At 44.4% G+C, this 20,090-nt stretch carries 18 protein-coding genes; 8 read left to right on the top strand and 10 right to left on the bottom strand.

The window, feature by feature from the left end; genetic code table 11:
• The coding region (locus C7Y66_RS19430; protein ID WP_106546841.1) for a lipopolysaccharide assembly protein LapB at positions 1–852 on the top strand (852 nt) is incomplete at its 5' end.
• A gap of 62 nt (positions 853–914) precedes the next feature.
• Here C7Y66_RS19430 and C7Y66_RS19435 read toward each other — a convergent pair.
• On the bottom strand, positions 915–1,766 hold the full coding sequence (locus C7Y66_RS19435) for an ABC transporter ATP-binding protein (RefSeq protein ID WP_015156046.1): 852 nt from the start codon (positions 1,764–1,766) through the stop codon (positions 915–917).
• A 196-nt stretch (positions 1,767–1,962) separates the two neighbouring features.
• Here C7Y66_RS19435 and C7Y66_RS19440 point away from each other — a divergent pair, with 196 nt between their 5' ends.
• Together C7Y66_RS19440 and C7Y66_RS19445 are read left to right on the top strand one after the other, a co-directional pair.
• Positions 1,963–3,225 (top strand): OFA family MFS transporter, encoded by a 1,263-nt coding sequence (locus C7Y66_RS19440; RefSeq protein ID WP_106546842.1) that lies wholly within the window; start codon positions 1,963–1,965, stop codon positions 3,223–3,225.
• A gap of 311 nt (positions 3,226–3,536) precedes the next feature.
• Positions 3,537–5,354 carry a bifunctional diguanylate cyclase/phosphodiesterase gene (locus C7Y66_RS19445; RefSeq protein WP_233222754.1) on the top strand — a complete coding sequence of 606 codons (1,818 nt, stop codon included), beginning with the start codon at positions 3,537–3,539 and terminating at the stop codon, positions 5,352–5,354.
• A 48-nt stretch (positions 5,355–5,402) separates the two neighbouring features.
• On the opposite strand, the gene C7Y66_RS19450 is transcribed toward C7Y66_RS19445, so the two are convergent.
• From C7Y66_RS19450 to C7Y66_RS19465, 3 genes are all read right to left on the bottom strand, one after another.
• The gene (locus tag C7Y66_RS19450; RefSeq protein WP_146149824.1) at positions 5,403–6,218 is read right to left on the bottom strand and encodes a transglycosylase SLT domain-containing protein; all 816 of its coding nucleotides are present in this window, start codon (positions 6,216–6,218) and stop codon (positions 5,403–5,405) included.
• Positions 6,219–6,610: 392 nt separating this feature from the next.
• Positions 6,611–9,403: a preprotein translocase subunit SecA gene (secA, locus tag C7Y66_RS19460; RefSeq protein ID WP_106546846.1), complete on the bottom strand. Its 2,793-nt coding sequence runs from the start codon at positions 9,401–9,403 to the stop codon at positions 6,611–6,613.
• 326 nt (positions 9,404–9,729) lie between these two features.
• Complete coding sequence (locus C7Y66_RS19465) at positions 9,730–10,269, bottom strand: diheme cytochrome C (protein WP_199197525.1); 540 nt, start codon at positions 10,267–10,269, stop codon at positions 9,730–9,732.
• Positions 10,270–10,418: 149 nt separating this feature from the next.
• Here C7Y66_RS19465 and C7Y66_RS19470 point away from each other — a divergent pair, with 149 nt between their 5' ends.
• On the top strand, positions 10,419–11,495 hold the full coding sequence (locus tag C7Y66_RS19470; protein ID WP_106546848.1) for a DUF3616 domain-containing protein: 1,077 nt from the start codon (positions 10,419–10,421) through the stop codon (positions 11,493–11,495).
• A gap of 76 nt (positions 11,496–11,571) precedes the next feature.
• On the opposite strand, the gene C7Y66_RS19475 is transcribed toward C7Y66_RS19470, so the two are convergent.
• Positions 11,572–11,976 (bottom strand): NIL domain-containing protein, encoded by a 405-nt coding sequence (locus tag C7Y66_RS19475; RefSeq protein ID WP_015156053.1) that lies wholly within the window; start codon positions 11,974–11,976, stop codon positions 11,572–11,574.
• Positions 11,977–12,118: 142 nt separating this feature from the next.
• Between C7Y66_RS19475 and C7Y66_RS19480 the strand changes: the two genes are divergently transcribed.
• Entirely contained in the window at positions 12,119–12,709 is a 591-nt protein-coding gene (locus tag C7Y66_RS19480; protein ID WP_106546849.1) for a thioredoxin family protein, read from the top strand.
• Positions 12,710–12,849: 140 nt separating this feature from the next.
• Here C7Y66_RS19480 and C7Y66_RS19485 read toward each other — a convergent pair whose 3' ends face one another.
• Together C7Y66_RS19485 and C7Y66_RS19490 are read right to left on the bottom strand one after the other, a co-directional pair.
• Positions 12,850–13,761: a pyridoxamine 5'-phosphate oxidase family protein gene (locus C7Y66_RS19485; RefSeq protein ID WP_106546850.1), complete on the bottom strand. Its 912-nt coding sequence runs from the start codon at positions 13,759–13,761 to the stop codon at positions 12,850–12,852.
• Between the two features lie 80 nt (positions 13,762–13,841).
• Positions 13,842–14,438: a glutathione S-transferase family protein gene (locus tag C7Y66_RS19490; protein WP_106546851.1), complete on the bottom strand. Its 597-nt coding sequence runs from the start codon at positions 14,436–14,438 to the stop codon at positions 13,842–13,844.
• A 111-nt stretch (positions 14,439–14,549) separates the two neighbouring features.
• On the opposite strand from C7Y66_RS19490, the gene C7Y66_RS19495 reads away from it, so the two are divergent.
• A complete protein-coding gene (locus C7Y66_RS19495) occupies positions 14,550–15,104 on the top strand; it encodes a TetR/AcrR family transcriptional regulator (protein WP_106546852.1) in 555 nt (184 codons plus the stop codon).
• 43 nt (positions 15,105–15,147) lie between these two features.
• Here the strand turns inward: C7Y66_RS19495 and rnc are convergent, their stop codons facing one another.
• Entirely contained in the window at positions 15,148–15,861 is a 714-nt protein-coding gene (gene rnc / locus C7Y66_RS19500; RefSeq protein ID WP_106546853.1) for a ribonuclease III, read from the bottom strand.
• 249 nt (positions 15,862–16,110) lie between these two features.
• Between rnc and C7Y66_RS19505 the strand changes: the two genes are divergently transcribed.
• Positions 16,111–16,974, top strand: a complete 864-nt coding sequence (locus C7Y66_RS19505; protein WP_015156059.1) for an alpha/beta fold hydrolase — start codon at positions 16,111–16,113, stop codon at positions 16,972–16,974.
• 150 nt (positions 16,975–17,124) lie between these two features.
• Entirely contained in the window at positions 17,125–17,730 is a 606-nt protein-coding gene (locus C7Y66_RS19510; RefSeq protein ID WP_106546854.1) for a cytochrome b N-terminal domain-containing protein, read from the top strand.
• A 35-nt stretch (positions 17,731–17,765) separates the two neighbouring features.
• Here the strand turns inward: C7Y66_RS19510 and fghA are convergent, their stop codons facing one another.
• Positions 17,766–18,611: an S-formylglutathione hydrolase gene (fghA, locus tag C7Y66_RS19515; RefSeq protein WP_106546855.1), complete on the bottom strand. Its 846-nt coding sequence runs from the start codon at positions 18,609–18,611 to the stop codon at positions 17,766–17,768.
• A 31-nt stretch (positions 18,612–18,642) separates the two neighbouring features.
• Positions 18,643–19,980, bottom strand: a complete 1,338-nt coding sequence (locus tag C7Y66_RS19520; RefSeq protein WP_106546856.1) for an acetyl ornithine aminotransferase family protein — start codon at positions 19,978–19,980, stop codon at positions 18,643–18,645.
• Positions 19,981–20,090 lie beyond the last annotated feature (110 nt).

The following is a 20,090-nucleotide window of genomic DNA, read 5'->3' on the forward strand; positions in this document are numbered from 1 at the left end:
GTCGCCAAAAAAAGTCCAAAAGCTGCCATTCCCAGCAGCCCTGTCAAAAAACGCAAACTGCTGGAGAAGTTGTTGCAAGAAGGGCAAAGATTGATGGATACAGGCAAACTGCCAGCCGCGATCGCTAAATATCAACAAGCGGCTAAAATATCTCCCAAAAATGCTCGCATCTACTCTACTATGGGTTACATTCAAGCATTACAAAAAAACTATTCTGCTGCTGTTGTCTCCTATCGTCGCGCGATCGCGGTTGCTCCCAATCATGCCGATTTTCATTATGCTTTAGGCTATTGTTTAGGGCAATTGCGGGATAATGCTGGAGCCGCAGCTGCTTACCGTCGCACGATCGAACTCGATCGCAATAACTTAAATGCCTATTTAGGATTAGGTGTGATTTCCTTCCGTCTGCGAGACTACGACGGTGCAGCCGAAGCATATCAACAAGTTTTAAACCGTGACTCTAATAATGCCTATGCGAACGAGTTAATGGGTTTGCTACTGCTAGAACAAGGAGAATATGATGCAGCGGGCGCTGCACTGCAAAAAGCAGTAACGCAAGCACCTAATAACCCAAAACTACTGCAAGCTCTTGCCAAGGTCTGGATTGCTCAAGGCAATACACCAGCAGCGCTCATGACTTTCAGACAGATTGCTCAACTTGAACCTCAAGACGCTAGAGTCTATTTGCAGATTGGCGATTTACTCAAGCAGCAAAACGACTTGAATGGCGCTCTTGCAGCCTACCGACAAGCCTTGTCGATCAAACCAAATTTACCAGTAGCGCAAAAGGCAATTCGAGAAATCCTCATGACTTTACCAGCTAGCAATCGTGGTACGGAGCCGCAGCTTTGACTGAAAGTCAAAATTCAAAAGTCAAAATTTAGGAGCCAGGAGTCACTACTCCCTCTCCTCGTCTAATCCAGCCTACGTCCTGTGAGTTCGACGAAGATATCTTCGAGGTTAGAAGATCGCGCCATCATTCCAGTTTTGTTTGGTTGTTGGTTAATAAAGGTGTTGGCATCTTCTAAGGTGGGGAAGAATAGATATTCCCAGCGTTCTTCGACTTGCTTCATCACTAACCCTTCACCATACTGCGATCGCAGTTGTGATAAAGTTCCCAAGGAAATCAGCTTGCCACCGTCCATAATTCCGATGCGGTTACACAAATATTCGACTTCCTCCATGTAGTGTGTGGTTAGCAGTATCGTCATTCCCTGCTTGTTGAGATCGAGAATAATTTCCCATAAGCGCCGCCTAGTTTGAGGGTCTAGTCCTACGGTTGGTTCATCTAAAAATAAAATCTGTGGTTGGTGTAACAAAGCTCTGGCAATCTGCAAGCGCCGCTTCATTCCTCCTGAGAGAGTTTTGACTAAACTATCGCGACGGTCTGCTAACTCTACATATTTCAGCCATTGACCGATCCGCTGCTGGCGCTGAGGATTGGGAATGTGATGCAATCGTCCGTGTAGTTCCATATTCTCCCAAACCGAGAGATCGTTATCGACGCTGGTTTGCTGCAAGACTACGCCAATGTACTGCTTCACCAGTATGGATTGACGCAAGAGATCGAATCCTGCTACTTCAACTTGACCCTGGGTTGGTTTGGTCAGCGTTGTTAACATCCGAATCGTAGTTGACTTACCAGCACCATTGGGTCCGAGTAAACCAAAAATCTCCCCTGGTTGGATAGTAAAAGAAAGGTCGTTGACAACTGAAATGTTGTTGTATGACTTGTAAACGTTTTGCAGCGAGACAGCAGCAGACATGAATTGTTGCAATAAGTTAAGTTAATCCTCTCCTAAGTTAGCAATTATCAGTTGTCAGTTGTCAGTCAACCAACTACCAACTACCAACCACCAACTATCTCTCTTGTCTAGTTTTATGAACTTGAGTAAGATTTTGTTTACCTTATTTGATATAGATAAATACTAAAGATTCACAATTTACCATAATTAAAAAACTATGGATACCATCAAGCTGTTTGGTATGCCTGCACAAAGGGGTAGATGGCTGCTGATCCCTCTAGGAATTGTCGTACTGCTCTGCCTGGGTACGGTCTATTCTTGGAGTATTTTCAGAAAACCTTTAGAAAAGTTGCTCAATATTGGTGCAACAGAAAGTTTGTTGCCGTTTACCGTGCTTTTAGTCGTTTTTGCACTGTTAATGCCGATCGCAGGCTTTCTAATCGATCGCTTTGGTTCTCGTGTTGTCACCGCTGTTGGTGGTGTAGTGATGGGAGTTGGTTATATTCTCACTAGCTTTGCTACCAACGAGCCAATGCTTGTCTTTGCCTACGGGTTAGTGGCTGGTGCGGGAATTGGAATTGCCTATGGAGTCCCGTTAGCTGTCTCGGCTAAGTGGTTTCCCGATAAAAAAGGAATAGCTGTAGGCTTGACGGTGATTGGGTTTGGACTATCGCCGTTAATTACCGCACCTTTAGCTAAGAATTTAATCGATGCTTACGGGGTGCGGCAAACTTTTACGATTTTAGGCATTGCCTTTAGTGTTATTGTGGTCGCGATCGCCACGCAATTAAAAATGCCTCCTTCACAATGGCAACCTACAGTAAGGAATGTAGCATCGGCAAGAGTCACTTCAGTTAGAGTAACTACTGAGAAAATCTGGCAGACTCAAAGCTTTTACGGACTGTGGACTTGCTACACGATTGGAACATTTGTAGGACTATCGGCAATTGGTATTTCCAGTCCTGTAGCACAAGAAATGATCGAACTCGACTCCACAACCGCAGCGATGACTGTCTCGCTATTTGCCATCTTTAACGGACTAGGACGACCGTTATTTGGCTGGGTAACAGATCGGTTCAGTCCTAAAATAGCGGCGATCGCCTCTTACGTGCTAATTCTAATCGCTTCGATCTTGATGCTGAATGCTCGTACTGGCGCTACATTGACATACATAGCGGCTTTTGCTTTATTTTGGCTGTCTTTAGGTGGATGGCTGGCGATCGCGCCAACCGCAACTTTAACTCTATTTAGAGCCGAAAACTACGCCAAAAATTACGGGATTATCTTTACTGCCTACGGTGTTGGAGCATTTTTCGGTACGATTGTTGCTGGCAGAATTCGAGATATTTTCGGCAGCTATACTTATGCCTTTTATCCAATGGCAGGTTTAGCGATCGCGGGGACGATTGTTGCTGTATTTTTCTTGAAGCGTCTGCCTGCTATGTCTGAAATCTTAGAAGAACCTGTTGCTAGAAGCTAGTGCTATTCAAAGGGAGCAGAGAGTAGGGAGTAGGGAAAGAGAAGAGAGTGATGCATGGTGAGAATTCGGAATTCGGAATTCGGAATTCGGAATTAATTGCGAATGCGCGACTTGTCTTGCTCCCTGTTCGTAACTTGTGAGTTTATTGAGAAAATTGGGCAAAATTCTGAATAGAAAGACTAGTGCGGCAACAGTACTTCAGCAGTTGCAAAAACACTGCTATCTCATCTTGCAAGCATTATTCGCTTCTGCCTTCTGTCTTCTGCTTTTTTGCACTAGTTTCATATATGCTCGAAAATTCTTCACAACCAATGAATAAAGGGACAATTATCTGTGTTGATGACGAACGCAACATACTACTTAGCCTGCACGATAGCCTGAGTCAAATCGCTACCGGATATGCGATCGAGCTAGCAGAAAGCGGAGTAGCAGCCTTGAGCATAATTACTGAACTTAGCCAAAATCAAATTGAAGTCCCTCTGATTATCTGCGATCGCGCTATGCCTGAAATGGATGGAGCAACTCTGCTAACCCAGCTGCATCAACAATTCCCTAAAACAGCAAAAATTCTCATCGCTGAACTAGCTGAAATCAGTCATGCCATCCAAGCGAGCGATCGCACCCATCTTTACCGCTACATTACCAAACCTTGGGACGAGACAGACTTCAGTTTAACCGTGCGCGAAGCACTACGGAGTTACGAGCAAGCTAAACAAATAGCAGTACAAAACCAGACATTGAAACAAATGCATCTGGAACTCCAGCGCGAGATCGCCAATCGCCGCCGTGCTGAAGCCCTTTTAGTCTATGATGCCCTTCACGATACCTTGACAGGGTTACCTAACCGCACGCTATTGGTAGAACGGCTCGAACAAGCAATTAGAACGGTACGATACGACTCGACATATCAATTTGCCGTATTGTTTATCGATCTCGATCGCTTCAAAATTATCAACGATAGTTTGGGACATACAATAGGCGATGAGCTGCTAGTTGCAATTTCAACTCGCTTTCGCCAATGCCTGCGCAACACTGATATCATCGCTCGGCTGGGAGGCGATGAGTTCGCTGTCTTACTCGAAGAAATTCAAGATACTAGCGACGCGATCCAAATAGCACAGCGCTTGTTAGAAAGCCTATATACGCCATTCAATTTAAAAGGTCATACCGTTGCTGCCAGTGCCAGCATTGGCGTTGTTGTGGGTTCTAGTTCCACTGCCTATGACAGTGCTGCCGATTTGCTGCGAGATGCCGATCTAACCATGTACCATGCAAAGAAAACAGGCAGAGCTGGCTATGCCTTGTTCGATCGCCAACTACACGTTCAGACCCTCAAATTACTAAAAATTCAGAGCGACTTGCATCAAGCTTTAGAGCGGCAAGAATTTATTTTGTGTTATCAACCAATTGTTGCTCTAAGTACGGGCAAACTCATAGGTTTTGAAGCCTTAGTACGCTGGCATCATCCCCAACAAGGTTTGATCTCGCCTGGTGATTTTATTCCCGTTGCCGAAGAAACAGGATTCATTATCTTTCTGGGAGAGTGGGTATTGCGAGAAGCCTGTCGCCAGATGCACCAGTGGCAGTTACAATTTCCTCTGCATTCACCATTAACTATTAGCGTCAATATTTCTGGCAAACAGTTTTCTCAAGTCAATTTCGTGCAGCAGATCGAACAAATTCTTCTAGAAACTGGGTTTGATGCCCATTTGCTCAAACTAGAGATTACCGAAAGCGTACTCATGGAAAATGCCCAGTCTTCAACTAGTATGCTTAGCCAATTACAAGCTTTGGGTATTCGGTTATCTATTGATGATTTTGGTACGGGATACTCATCTTTAAGTTATTTACATCGCCTACGCCTCGATACCTTAAAAATCGATCGCTCCTTCGTGCGCGATGTCGATCGCAGTGTCGAACAAATTGAAATTATCCGTACCATCATTGCCCTAGCTTGGAACTTGGGTATGGATGTCGTTGCCGAAGGCATAGAGACAAAAAAACAACTCTTCCAACTGCGATCGCTCAAATGCGAATACGGACAAGGTTATCTATTTGCTAAACCTTTAGATCGAGCCGCGATTGAAACTCTACTCGCTCAAGATCTACCACTGCAATACTTAAGTTAGTAGTGTAGAGACGTTACATGTAATGTCTCTACAAGGTTGTTGGAACTCTTAGCTCTTAAATTTTGAATCTTGAATTTTGGATTTTGAATTTTCTCCTACCTCTCCAACGTTTTGCTTGTATTTTTGCAAAATAGAATTGCTGTATTTAGCCACAGAAGGATAGCGATGTAATTTGCCGTCTGTTCCTCTATACCACTGAACTGCTTTAGATTTATATAAGTCAGGACTACCGCTATACCAGTGGCTTGCTACTCTTAATACTGCTATCTCTTCATCACCTTGACTTGTAACTAAAGCGTCGTGCCAATATTGCTCTAATTTGTAATGAATAATTTGCTTTTGAACTGTGGGATTGCTGAGAAATTCATCAACAGATATGCTATGACCGAGTGCTTCCTTACTCCAAGCACCAATATTTGCAGGCATAATTTGAGCTAGTCCCAAAGCTTGAGAATGGGGATTCAGCGATTGATGATTATGCGTACTTTCTTGATTAATAATGGCATGGCTGAGCGCATCTACTGGAGAAACCAAAATAGGTGCTGGTTGAGATCGAAAAGTACTTGCTTGAGAAAACTGAGTTTGCAGCGATAGCAGCCATCTCGATAACAACAAACTGAGAACAACTGTAGGGATTAAAATAACTAACTTGTGCCAGCGATCGCGCCTTAGTCGTCGCTGGCGGCGGCGAGATGGATGTATCCGCGTCTGTTGGGTGGATGGTCGATCTACAAGCGTCTGCTTACGTCTAGTAGGTTTAGAATGTATTGTTCGCTGTCTTTCCGGCTCGATTTGCTGCTGAGTAGCTAGCTCTAAAATAATTTTTTGATGCCTCATTACGCGATCGAAGTCATATATCGTCACGAAAAAGGAATTATAGAGGACAAAAATTTTTTTTCTTCGTTTTACAGGTTCTCTTTAGCTTTTGTGCAGCTATTTACAGGGGTAGTTGTCAGCAACTCGCGATTGAATGACGCTACGATCGGCAAAGATACTAATAAGTCTCTATCCAATCGATAAATTTCGACTTGAGTGAAAAATATCGGTTTTTAAAATAGGTGAATTGCCGTTGAAAATTAGCCTCATTTTATGATATTGTTTTTCTTATAATGGGAATATGATTAAAAATTTTATTTCGACATATAATTCTATTATTAAGTCAAACATTCGGTAACTAAATATTACCACGAGCGATCGCAACTTTTCTATTAAAAAATAGACAAAAAATTAGGTGGGCAATGCCCACCCTACAAAATTTAAACCATTTCTGACTGCGCCGTAACTGACGGCTCGATTTGAGGTTGGAATTGGAAGAGAGAATATACCACATTTCGACGAATGTTGGTCATCATATCCAAGAACATCTCAAACCCTTCTGTCTTGTATTCAATCAGCGGGTCTTTTTGTCCGTAACCGCGTAAGCCTACAGATTCTCGCAGTCCATCCATTTGTTGTAGGTGTTCTCGCCACAGGCTATCGATTTGCTGCAAGATAAAGAAGCGTTCGGCTTGGCGCATCAATCCTGGGCGAATTTGCTCGATTTCGGCTTCTTTGATGTCGTAGGCGATTCTGACTTGTTCGTGGAGGAAGGTTTTAATGTCGCTGACCGTCAAATCTTCCATTTGCTCAGGTTCCAAGTCTGCCAGCAAGTAGACAAACTCCTTCACTTTGCTCACCAATTTTGGTATATCCCAATCTTCCGAAGGCAAGTCAGGATTGATGTAGTAATCGACAATTTCATTCATTGTCTGCTCGCCGTACTTGAGAACCTGCTCTTTTAAGTCTTGACCTTCAAGGACGCGACGACGTTCGGCGTAAATTGCCCGCCGCTGCTTGTTCATCACCTCGTCATACTCAAATACCTGTTTGCGGATGTCGTAGTAGTAGGTTTCGACTTTGCGCTGCGCCCCTTCTAAGCTGCGCGTGAGCAATCCCGATTCGATGGGCATATCTTCTTCGACATTGAAGGCTTGCATCAACCCAGCAACGCGATCGCCACCAAAAATCCGCAATAAGTTATCCTCTAAACTGAGGAAGAACCGTGTCGAGCCAGGGTCGCCTTGCCGTCCGGCACGTCCCCGCAACTGGTTGTCAATCCGGCGCGATTCGTGGCGTTCCGTCCCAATGACGTGCAGTCCACCTAACCCTACCACTTCATCGTGTTCTTTAGTGGTGAATTGTTCGTATTCGTGCTTAATCTGGTTGTAAACTTCCCGCAAGCGTTGAATTACCACATCATCTGTAGGCGCTTTTTCCGAAGCAACGGCGACTTTATCTTCGGCTTCGAGTTCCGATAGACTTCTTTCCCCATACTCTTGTGCGGCAACTTCTACTGCTGCTTTGAGCATTTGCTCGGTTTCTCGCGATAACTCGACGGGATAAATTTGGGGCGATGCTTTCCAGGTCTTGACCTTCTTCCCAGGGACAAAACCCTGACCGCTGCTACTACCTGTAGGTAAACCAGCCGCCCGTTGTACGGCAAATACGTCTTCATCCTCTGGCATCACGATCCGCGGCATGAAGTATTCCCGCAGTTTCAGGCGTGCCATATAATCGGCATTACCACCCAAGATGATATCCGTACCTCGTCCTGCCATGTTGGTAGCAATCGTAACAGCCCCTTTTCTACCTGCTTGGGCGATAATCTCCGATTCCCGTTCGACGTTCTCCGGTCTAGCATTGAGCAGGTTATATGGGATTTCTAACTGGTTGAGCAGCCGACTGAGAACTTCAGAGTTTTCCACGCTTGTCGTACCGACTAGGACAGGGCGACCTTTTTCGTGCATCTCAGCACATTCTTGAGCGATCGCCCGCCACTTACCTGCCTCGTTCTTGTAAACTACATCAGATAAGTCTCGGCGTTTTGTCGTTCTATTGGTAGGAATACTTGCAACTTCGAGTTTGTAAATCTTCTCAAACTCTGCCTGTTCTGTTTTTGCCGTCCCTGTCATCCCCGACAGTTTTGGATAGAGCAAAAATAGGTTTTGGTAGGTAATCGTGGCTAAAGTTTGAGTTTCCGGTTGAATTTCTACCCTTTCCTTGGCTTCAATGGCTTGGTGCAATCCGTCACTCCAGCGTCTGCCTGGTAGCACCCGTCCGGTAAACTCGTCTACGATGACTATCTCGTCTTCGCGAACGATGTAGTTTACATCCCTGAGGAATAATTCTTTAGCTTTGAGAGCGTTAAAGACAAAGTGCGCCCAAGGGTCATCGGGGTTGAATAAATCCGTCACTCCCAACAATTCTTCGGCAGCAGCAAAACCCTCATCTGTTAGTAGCACGTTCCGCGCTTTTTCATCAACTTCGTAATGCTCGTCTTTTTGCAAGGCAGCGGCAATTTGAGAGGCACGGATATATTTTTCTGTCGGTTTTTCTACTTGTCCAGAGATAATTAAAGGCGTGCGTGCTTCATCAATTAAGATTGAGTCTACTTCGTCAATGACGCAGAAGTTGAAGGGACGCTGCACGACATCATCCATGTGGGTAGCCATGTTGTCACGCAGGTAGTCAAAACCCACCTCGCTATTGGTGACATAGGTAATATCGCAAGCATAGTTGCGCTTGCGCTCGTCTGGGGTCATGCTTTGTTGAATCAGTCCGACGCTCAACCCCAAGAAACGATGCACTTGACCCATCCATTCAGCGTCCCGCTTTGCCAGGTAATCGTTGACGGTGACTACGTGCGCTCCTTTCCCTGTCAATGCATTGAGGTAAGATGGCAGGGTTGCCACTAAGGTCTTACCCTCACCCGTTTTCATCTCGGCAATTTGACCTTGGTGGAGGATAATACCACCTAGTAACTGCACGTCAAAGTGCCGCATTCCCAATACTCTGCGTCCCGCCTCGCGCACGACAGCAAATGCTTCTGGCAGAATGTCATCCAAGCTTTCACCTTTTTCGAGGCGCTGTTTAAACTCTGCTGTCTTACCAATTAGTTGCTCGTCAGGGAGAGCTTTAATGTCTTCTTCTAATAAATTAATTTCTGTGACGTAAGGCTGATATTTTTTGAGCTTACGAGCGTTGGGATCGCCCAGCAAGGTTTTTAGCATGGTAGGTCAGGAGAACTTAAGGATTTCTAGGAAGTTTAATTTGTGAGTTTTGATTTTGCCATCAGCTCATACTGGTGGGACGCTAGAACTCAAATACTAGCCTTTTGGATGGACAAAATTGGTCAATTGTACAGTGTTTCGGCTATCGGTCTTGATATAAGCTTTATAGATCGTATCATTTTACCCTAATTCTATAATGGTGCGGATAGGCGATCGCTTTTGGTCGGGAGTCGGGAGTCGTTCGAGTATGGGAGTTGGGGATAAGGAGGACAAGGAGGACAAGGGAGAATAACTACAAATGACCGATGACCAATGAGCAATGACAATTATGGGGAATTCTCCCATTCTGGTGTAAGGCTACGGAAGTTGAAGGCGTTGGCGTTGGGATGACAGGTGACGCAACTGCTGAGTTGAGTTGGTTTTGGTAATTTGACTTTGGGATGCAAAGCTTTGAAATAACGCGAGTTGGCAATGCGGTATGGTATTTCTTCGTCTTGGTTGAGGGGACGGGAAGCAAATCTGAGATAATTCCACACTAGAATGCGGGGTGGATCGACCAATGGTTTGATTTGTACGCCGTAGTGTTGAGTATCTTGTAGCAACCGCTGCCAAGTCTGCACGGGTAAGACGGCTGGTGGAACGGCGATGTGGCAAGTAGCACAGTTTTCCAAGTAGAGTTCTTGTCCTAGTTGATAACGTTGGGGAACTGCATCGACGGTGTAAGCTGGTTGGGCGTGCGTTGCCATTGCTAAAACCCAAGCAGCAGCAATACTCCAAGCTAAAATTAACAGAAAGAGGATCGCAGGCGATCGCTTGCTTTTTGGGCGATGTGGTTTCGATTTGAGGGCAGGTAACATAGTTGTCATTAGTCATTAGTCATTAGTCATTTGTAAGCAAGTTGGTGACTGATGGCAGTCAAATTTAGAAAATTTTACACTTTGGGTTATTAGTCATTAGTCATTTGTCATTTGTCAGCGAACAACTACCAACTACCAATTACCAATTACCAATTATCATGAATTATTCTCCTAGCAAACGCGATCGCATTCTACTCAAATTTAATGACAGCTTCAAAAAAAGTCGAACAGATCTTTCAGCAGTACTCCTTTTTCCCAAACATCATTTGTGGGTTGGTTCGGATGAAACATCGACTATCGAACGTTTAACTTTTGTAGAACAGCAAAACTGCTTTGCCGAACATCACACATTTCACGTTCAAGATTTTATTGAGCTACCAAAACCGGAAGACGAGGAAATTGATATTGAAGGATTAGCTTATCACGATTACTATCTCTGGTTTATTGGTTCTCATAGTTGGAAGCGCAAAAAGCCAAAACCAGAACATACTGATGTGGAGAATATTGAACGATTAGCCAAGATAAAAACGGAAGAAAATCGTTATATTATTGGACGTATTCCCCTAGTTGATGGTACTTTGCGGCAGTCATGTCCCCACCCTGAAAATCCAGATGTCACCTTGACTGCGGCAAAAGTTAAACTAACAGAGGGGGGTAATATGCTTACTGAAGCTTTAGCAACAGATCCCCACCTTGGCGATTTTGTCAAGACTAATATTCCTGGTAAAGATAATGGTTTTGACGTAGAAGGAATAGCAATCTATCAACAAAAAGTTTTTCTTGGTTTGCGGGGTCCAGTATTGCGGGGCTGGGCAGCGATCTTAGAGTTAGAGTTAGAAATAGATGCTCAAGAAGACACTTTAAAGCTAAAGCCAATTGGAGCAGAACAAAATCTTTATAAAAAGCATTTTGTTTATTTGAATGGCTTAGGTATTCGAGATCTACACGTAGATGAAAAAGATTTTTTAATCTTAGCGGGACCGACAATGGATTTAGATGGTCCAGTCCGAGTTTATCGCTGGCACAATGGTGTAAATATAGCTGAAAATACGCTATCTTACCCAGAGGTTATGTTAGAAATCCCCTTCGGTATTGGAGACGACCACGCAGAAGGAATGATTACGTTTAATGAATATACTCAAACTCCGTCGCTTTTGGTGATTTACGACGCGCCCGCCGCAGCAAGATTGGAGGGTGAAGGTGGCGTGTGGGCAGATGTATTCAGTTATCAGTGAACAGTTATCAGTTAATTCTGATTTCTGACTCCTAAATTTCCTATCTCGTAGCTTTTGACTTTTGACTTTTGACTTTTTAAAGGTTTGTTGAGATAGCTTGCGTTGGACAAGTAGGAATGCATTGTTCGCAAACAATACAGCGCGATCGCGTGAATGTTAGTTCAAATGTGGCAGAATTAAGGGTTAAGGCTTCGGTGGGACAAACTCCGGTACACAAACCGCAGTCTACGCAAAGTTCGCGATCGATGGTAATTTCAGCCATTGCCGAAGAGACGTTGATGTTTTGCGATCGCATCCAATCAACCGCCGCATCGAGTTGATCGATATCTCCTGACAATTCTACAACTAACGTACCAACTTGATTAGGGGCAACTTGAGCGCGGATGATATTAGCAGCAACGTTAAAATCTTTTGCCAGTCTGTATGTCACTGGTACTTGTATGGCACGACGAGGGAAGGTCAGGGTAACTCTTTTTTTCATTAGGGAGCAGGGAGTTGGGAGCAGGGAGTAGTTATGTCCTACTTCCGAATTTTCCTATCTTCTCTAATTTGTAACAAAAACCTTTGATGACCGTTCGATTAAAATGAAAACTGTTGCTTGATTAAGTTTTGATAAAAGCTTTATGAGTTTGAATACTCCAGATCCTCCAATTGAGCCTACTGAGTTGACGGTAGGAAAGCGGGTTAGAAATTTAATTGTAGTTTTAGTTGCGATCGCTCTGAGTGTCGCCTTATTCCTTGGCTTACGGACTCAAACGGGTGCAGTGACGCTAGCAACATTAAGCGATCGCTCGACACCACTAGAAGTGGCTTTGAGCAACAGCAAGCCAACGCTGATGGAGTTTTATGCTGACTGGTGTACGGTATGTCAGAAAATGGTTCCAGATATTGCTCAGCTAGAACAGGAGTACGCCGGAAAGGTAAACTTTGTCATGCTGAATGTGGATAACAGCAAGTGGTTGCCAGAGATTCTGAAATATCGAGTTGATGGGATTCCCCATTTCGTGTACTTAGGTAAACAAGGAGAGGCGATCGCACAGGCGATCGGAGAACAACCGCGCAGTATTATGGCAAGTAACTTAGATGCGTTATTAAATGATGCGCCCTTGCCTTACACTTCCGCTAGCGGTAAAGTCTCCAAATACGAAGCAAATGTTACTCCATCCTCTGAAACTGACGATCCACGTTTACATAGCTCCCAGGTGGTGAAGTGATGGAATTTGGTAATGGGTAATGGGTAATTGATAGTTGGTAGTTGGCTAAACTGTTAAGCTGTCACGCATTTAACTTGTACTATCAGTAAGATCGAAACGCTTACCACTACCAACTTCAGACATTTTGACTTTTGACTTACTTATTTGGGATTGTACGGCGAGTATTCTCCAAATTTCCAGTGCAGTGTAGTTGCATTTGTTGTTTCTAACACGCGATCGATGTGGACTTCTACTAAGCGTTCTGCACCGATAAATTGTGCTATGCGATTTGTATCCCAGATAATATTGGCTGTGCCAGTTAGTTGTAAGGTATGTCCGCAGGCAAAATCAAGGAACAGTAAGCCGATTTGAGCATACTGGGCAATGTTACCAAGAGTATTGAACATATTATTGCCCGTATAATCGGGAAATACCAATTCAGTCGCGTTCAACACTTGTACGAAACCTGGATATCCTCCCCGATGAGATGCATCAGCACCACTTTGGGGGTGGAAGCTAGCGATGAAAAATGTGTCTGCTTGAGTAATCCATTGTTGTTGTGCCGGAGTCAAGGCTGTATAACTATAAACTTCGGGTATCGCTGTTTGGCGATCGCTTTCAGCCACTAAATCTCTGGTTTGAATATATTTAGGACAGTTGAAATAGACTTGCTGAGTCTGCACGTCAATACGTCCATTTTGCTTCAGTTCTGCTTTGCCGTTAATCCGTAAGCGCCGCCGAGTCGCTAAATCGATAACAAGAATACCGATGTCAATAGAATTCGGAATTGTGAAGTCGGAATTCGGAATTTTCCCACAAGTTGCTTGAACCTGCACGAATTGTTCTGCTACTACTTGTACAAAACCAGGTTTTCCTGTTAGCAGCGATGCCCAAACTTTACCATGTTTGTCAATCGTACTCGCGATCGCCAATCTTTGCGTGCGTAGAAAGTCGCGTGCAGTTGGATTAATACTCGCACCAATAATTTTAGTTAAATGTGCTGCTTCTGTCTGCACTCCCGCTTGTGCTTGAACTGTTAGTTCCCCTGCATGATAAGTAGATATGTTACGCATTTAGTTTACAAAATGTCTGAAACCAAAACACTCTGCATAATGAGTGTCACAATTTTGACTTTTAACTTTTGATTTTTGACTTACAGTCCTGGCATACTGACGTAACCTGGTAACCTCTTGATGCGATCGCACCAAGCGATAACGTGAGGATAGTTATCTAAAGCAACTTTTGCGTCTGCGGCTAGTCCGACATAGGGGAAGCAGGCAAGATCGGCTATTGTAGGATGGCTGCATTCTAACCACTGGTTATTCGTTAAATGGCGATCGAGAATTTGCAATACTTGATAAGCTTTCTGTTGAGTTAAATCTATATCCAATTGCCCTTTAAAGATAAAATATCTCCTCGCCGCCGCTAGACTATTGGCAAGCTCATTCGCGGCAAAAGACAACCACTGCATAATTTTTGCGATCGCTTCAGGCTCTAGGGGTAACCAATCTTCGCCGCCGTAGCGTCGGGCTAGGTACACTAAAATAGCCTGGGAATCTCGTAATATTACATCACCATCCACAAAAACTGGTACTTGTCCGCAAGGGTTGAGTTGCAGAAATCGTTCGGTTTTGTGTTCTCCTACCTTTAAGTTGACGGGTACTGACTCATAATCTAAGTTCAATATCGACAGCAACAGCCTGACTTTATGGCAATTACCAGATAGTACAAAGTCATATAGCTGAATCATTAGTTCCTCTGTGTGGATCGTCAATTTTTTGTACCGATCGTTCGGTATAAACTTACTATACCGATCGTTCAGTACAATGTCAATTAGAATCAAAAATTTTAATCTTTGTAAATGTCCAAAGCAGAAGCGATCGCCCAAATCTTAAAAGTCTTTCGGCAGTACGGTTATGAAGGAACAACCCTATCGCGATTGTCCAAAGCGACGGGTTTGGGTAAAGCCAGTCTCTACCACTACTTTCCCAATGGCAAAGAAGAGATGGCTCAAGCCGTACTTAACTTTGTTGATGAATGGATGAAAGCGAATATTTTTGTTCCCTTAAAAGGTGCGGGTACGCCTCGCGATCGCCTGGAGAAAATGAGCGAGAATGTAGATCGGTTGTATTGCGGCGGCGAACAAACTTGTATATTAGCCGTGCTGTCTTTGGGAGAAGCCAAGGATTTATTTAACATTCAAATTCAGCAAGCACTTAAGAGCTGGATCGATACTTTAGCTGAAGTTCTAGTAGAAGCAAGGATCGAGCCAACACTTGCCCGCCAAAAAGCAGAAGACGCTATTATTCAAATTCAAGGCTCTCTCGTCTTAGCTAGAAGCATGGACGACACTGCACCTTTCCAAAGAGTAGTGAAGCAGTTGCCAGAAATGTTGTTGGAAAATGGTAATGGGTAGTTGGTAGTTGGTAGTTGGTAGTTGGTAGTTGAGCGATAACTGGTCACTGGTCACTGGTCACTGCAATAAAGGCAACTTGAGCCGCAGCTTGTTCGGCATCTTTTTTTGAGCGTCCCGTCCCTTGACCTAGTAAACGTCCTTGCAACCAAACTTCAGCACTAAAACGCTCGAAAGCTCCGTGAGGCTGTAGAGATTCTCGGACGCGATATTCTGGCAAAATCTTAAATTGTGCTTGAGTCCACTCTTGCAAGGCTGCTTTGTAGTTGTGTCTTGCTGGATCGGTGCGAATTTCTGTTGCTAGTTGCTTAAAATGCGGATCGAGCCAAGGACGCACGAGTTCTTGGGTGCGGGTGCTGAGATAAAGAGCGCCGAGAACAGCTTCAAAAGCATCTGCTAGGCGCGATTCTCGTCCGGCTTTATCGGTAGAAGCACTGTTAGAAACAAGCAGATAGAGTTCCAAGCCGTATTCTGTGGCTAGTTGCGCCAAAATGCGATCGCTGACCAAAACTGACCGAATTGCGGCAAATTCTCCCACTGGACATTCGGGGTAAGTTTCCCATAAGACTTCGGCTGCTACGAGTCTCACAACTGCATCTCCGACAAATTCTAATTGTTCGTAGTTTGCTTGAGCTGAGACAGTAGGATGGGTCAATGCTAAGTCTAGCAATTGCCAATTGATTTGAGCTGAGGTCGGGATTCCCAGTTTATTGACTAAGCTTTGTAATTGCTTTTGCCGACGCGGATAGAATAAGGTCATTGGTCATTGGTCATTGGTCATTGGTCGTTGGTCATTGGTCAATAATAAATAATAGACGATCGCTCGCCTGCTATATCTTCTATCTTGTCGCGATCGCGCTCAGGGAGACATGTGCGAAAGTCATCCTTAAGACACAGAGAAAATTTAACTACTGTGGTCTAATTACTATGGTCAGCTTCCCAATAGCTAGATACAACTATCAGTTTTGCCTTTTGACTTTTAACTTTTGACTTTTGAGGAGCGATTGCTATGTCCGTACTAGAAGGCACTTGGCAACACGAATACATTATCAGTAACGGGCTGAGGCTGCACTACGTCACCCAAGGTGAAGGTCCGTTGATGTTGATGTTACACGGCTTTCCTGAGTTTTGGTACTCTTGGCGACATCAAATCCCTGAGTTTGCCAAGGATTACAAAGTCGTAGCATTAGACTTGCGGGGATATAACGACAGCGACAAACCAAAAGCGCAATCAGCTTATGTCATGGCTGAGTTTATCAAAGATATTGAGGGTGTCATTAAGGGACTGGGATACGACAAGTGTATTTTAGTCGGACACGACTGGGGAGGAGCGATCGCGTGGAGTTTTGCCTACGCTCACCCAGAAATGGTAGAACGCCTAATCGTGCTAAATATACCCCATCCTGCCAAATTTGCTGAGGGTTTCCGCACGCCGCAACAATTGCTGAAGAGTTCTTATATGTTTCTATTCCAGCTTCCTGTCTTACCAGAAATGCTGCTTCAAGCGGGAGATTACCAAGCAATTGAAAATGGCTTGAAAGGTATGGCTGTGAATAAGAGCGCTTTTACTCCCGCAGATATTGAGGCTTACAAAGATGCAGCAGCTAAGCGTGGAGCGCTAACAGCAGCCCTCAATTATTATCGCAATATGTTGCAACAAGGTATGACTAACCCAAATTGGGGTGTACTCAACGTACCAACATTGATGATTTGGGGTGAAAAAGATACAGCCTTGGGTAGGGAATTGAGTTATGGTACTGCTACTTACGTAAATCCATTCCAAGTTAGATACATTCCAGATGCTAGCCACTGGGTACAACAGGAAAAACCCGAATTAGTCAATGAGTATATGCGGGAGTTTTTGAGTAGTTAGTGGCTAGTGCTTGGTGACTAGTAACTAGACTCTTTTCTAGCCACTAGCCACCAGTTACTAGTAACTGATACCTGATTGACATTTTAGTCATAAAAATTCATACTAAGGTAAAAATACTCAAAGAACTTTCATCAAAAGCAGGGTTCAGTCATGAAAGATGGCTATTACGCTTTTGTACTGCGACGACTGGCTACAGTTCTGGCTGTAGTGATGTTGACTTTAAGCTCGATCGCCGCACTGACAGGAATTTTACTGGCATTTTACTACGAACCGACAGCAGGGGGAGCATATAATTCTCTCAGGGCGATCGCAACTCAGATCCCTAACGGTTGGTTAATCCGACGGATTCACTCTCTTGCTGGTAATGGCTTAATCGGTGTCTCCTTGGTTGAAATCGTTGTCATGTTTTTAGGAGAAAGATTTCGCCCAAGCTGGATAACTGCCTGGATTAGCGGTATTTTACTAACACTTACTGCGATCGGTTTAAGCTGGACGGCAATATTACTTGATTGGACGCAAATTGGTTACTGGCGATTCACAATTGAGTTAGGTACGATTGAAGCGCTTCCAGCGATTGGTTCTCAGCTTCGTAATATTCTTACGGGTGGCGGCGCGGTAAATACTGTCACAGTCCAGCACCTGTTTACCATCCACAGTTATCTGCTTTCCGGTGGCGCGATCGTTTTAGCGATTATTCATTTAACGGGTTTATTACTACAGGAAAAAGAGGTGAAGCAGATCGAATCGGCAAATTAGATACCTTTAATGTAGAGACGTTACATGTAACGTCTCTACCCACATAAAACCGCAGCGTGGTGGCGAATATGATCCCCCACAAAGGTAGCAATAAAGTAATAACTGTGGTCGTAACCTTCTTGAAAGCGCAAAGTTAAAGGTTGTTCTACCCGATCGCAAGCTCGTTTAAATAATTCTGGCATCAACTGTTGACTTAAAAACTTATCTGCTGTACCTTGATCGATCAAAATGGGGTAAGTGTATTTACTGTTGAGTATCAATTCACTCGCATCGTAATTTTGCCAGGTTTCCCGATTGGTTCCTAAATAATTAGTAAATGCCTTTTGTCCCCAAGCACACTGCATTGGTGCAACGATTGGTGCAAAAGCAGAAACAGACTTGAATAGTTCGGGGTTACGTAAGGCACAAACTAACGCCCCGTGTCCGCCCATAGAATGACCGAAGATTCCTTGTCGTTCGACTTGGACGGGAAAATGTGAAGCAATTAACGTGGGTAATTCTTTCACTACATAACTATACATTTGATAGTGCGATCGCCACGGTTCCTCTGTCGCATCCACGTAAAAACCCGCACCCGTACCAAAATCCCAATCCTTATCTTCTCCTACGATTCCCGTATTGCGGGGACTCGTATCGGGAGCTACTATGATTAATCCATACTCGGCAGCATACCTTTGCGCTCCGGCTTTGGTGATAAAATTTTCTTCAGTGCAGGTTAAGCCAGAGAGAAAATAGAGGACGGGAACGGCTTGCGATCGCGCTTGAGGAGGTTGATAAACTGCAAATCGCATTTCGATATTGCAAGTTTGAGAATGATGGCTGTAAAAACCTTGCGTACCGTCAAAGCATTTATATTCTGAAATTAAATTAATTTCGGTCATGAATTTTCCTGTATGGGCATTGCCCACTCTACTAACAATCGCTCGCTTCCAGCAATATATCTCTAAGAATTTGCAGGGCAACTTGAATTTGAGCGCTGTCAATAACTAATGGCGGACAAAAACGAATTGCTGCTTTGCCACAACCTAAGAGCAACAAACCCTTTAAAAAGGCAAAATCGATAATGCGATCGCGCCGCTCTGAATCTAACTTACCATCCGCATCCAAGACATCAAATGCTACCATCAATCCTTTACCGCGTGGAGGGGAGATCCAAGAAAATTGCTGTGATAGCTCCGTAAGCCCGGACATCAATAAGTTGCCCATGTTTTGAGCATTTTCAATCAAACCACCTTCCAACAACCGTAAGGTTACGTTAGCCGCCGCACAAGCCACGGGATTACCTCCAAATGTCGTAGCGTGAGAGCCAGGTTGCCAAGTCATCAGGTGCGATCGCGCTAAAATTGCCCCCAAAGGTAGACCGCTAGCAATGCCCTTTGCCAAAGTAATAATATCCGGCACTACACCCCAATGCTCGATCGCAAATAAGCGCCCAGTCCGACCCATTCCGGCTTGCACTTCATCGACAACCATCAAAATACCGTAGCGATCGCAAATCTGCCGAATTCGTTTTAAAAAACCATCTTCCGGCACAATATAGCCGCCCTCTCCTTGAATTGGTTCGACAAAAATTGCTGCAATATCTTCTGGAGGCAGAACGGTAGGAAAAAGCTTTGATTCTAAATAATCTAACGCTGCATGAGTACCATAGGGAATGTGAGTTACTCCTGGTAATAGGGGACCGAAGTGCTGTCGTTGCACGGCTTTAGAACCCGTCAGCGACATTGCCCCGTAAGTACGTCCGTGGAATGCACCCAAGAAAGCAATAACTTGAGAACGTCTGGTATAGTAACGAGCAAGTTTCAGCGCCCCCTCATTAGACTCAGCCCCTGAATTGCTAAAAAAGACTTTTGCCGGAATCAGAAAGGGGGCGCGAGTTGCTAAATTTTCCGCCAACTCTACCATCGACTCGTAGTAAAAATCAGTTCCCGACATATGGAGCAAATTGGCAGCTTGGGCTTGAACTGCTGCGACAACTTCAGGATGAGCGTGTCCTGTCGAGGCTACGGCAATACCGGCGGTTAGATCTAAAAATACGTTACCATCGACATCTTCCACCATGCAGCCTTCACCACGGGCAACCACAAGCGGATAGCCACGGGTATAGGAAGGAGAAGTAACAGCGCGATCGCGTTCTACCAATACTTGAGCGCGGGGACCAGGTAAGGAAGTCACTAACTGAGGCACAAGCGGCAAGGAAGAATTCGGAATTCGGAATTCGGAATTCGGAAGTAACTGGTTGCTAGTCATAATAATTGGTTACTGATAACTGATAACTTTATACAGACGTTACATGTAACGTCTCTACATCGGTCATTGATAACTGGTCACTGATGACTGATTCTGTCTCCTTTTTGACA

Source organism: Chroococcidiopsis sp. CCALA 051 (assembly GCF_003015105.1).
In the GTDB taxonomy this organism is placed as follows: Bacteria; Cyanobacteriota; Cyanobacteriia; order Cyanobacteriales; family Chroococcidiopsidaceae; genus Chroococcidiopsis; species Chroococcidiopsis thermalis.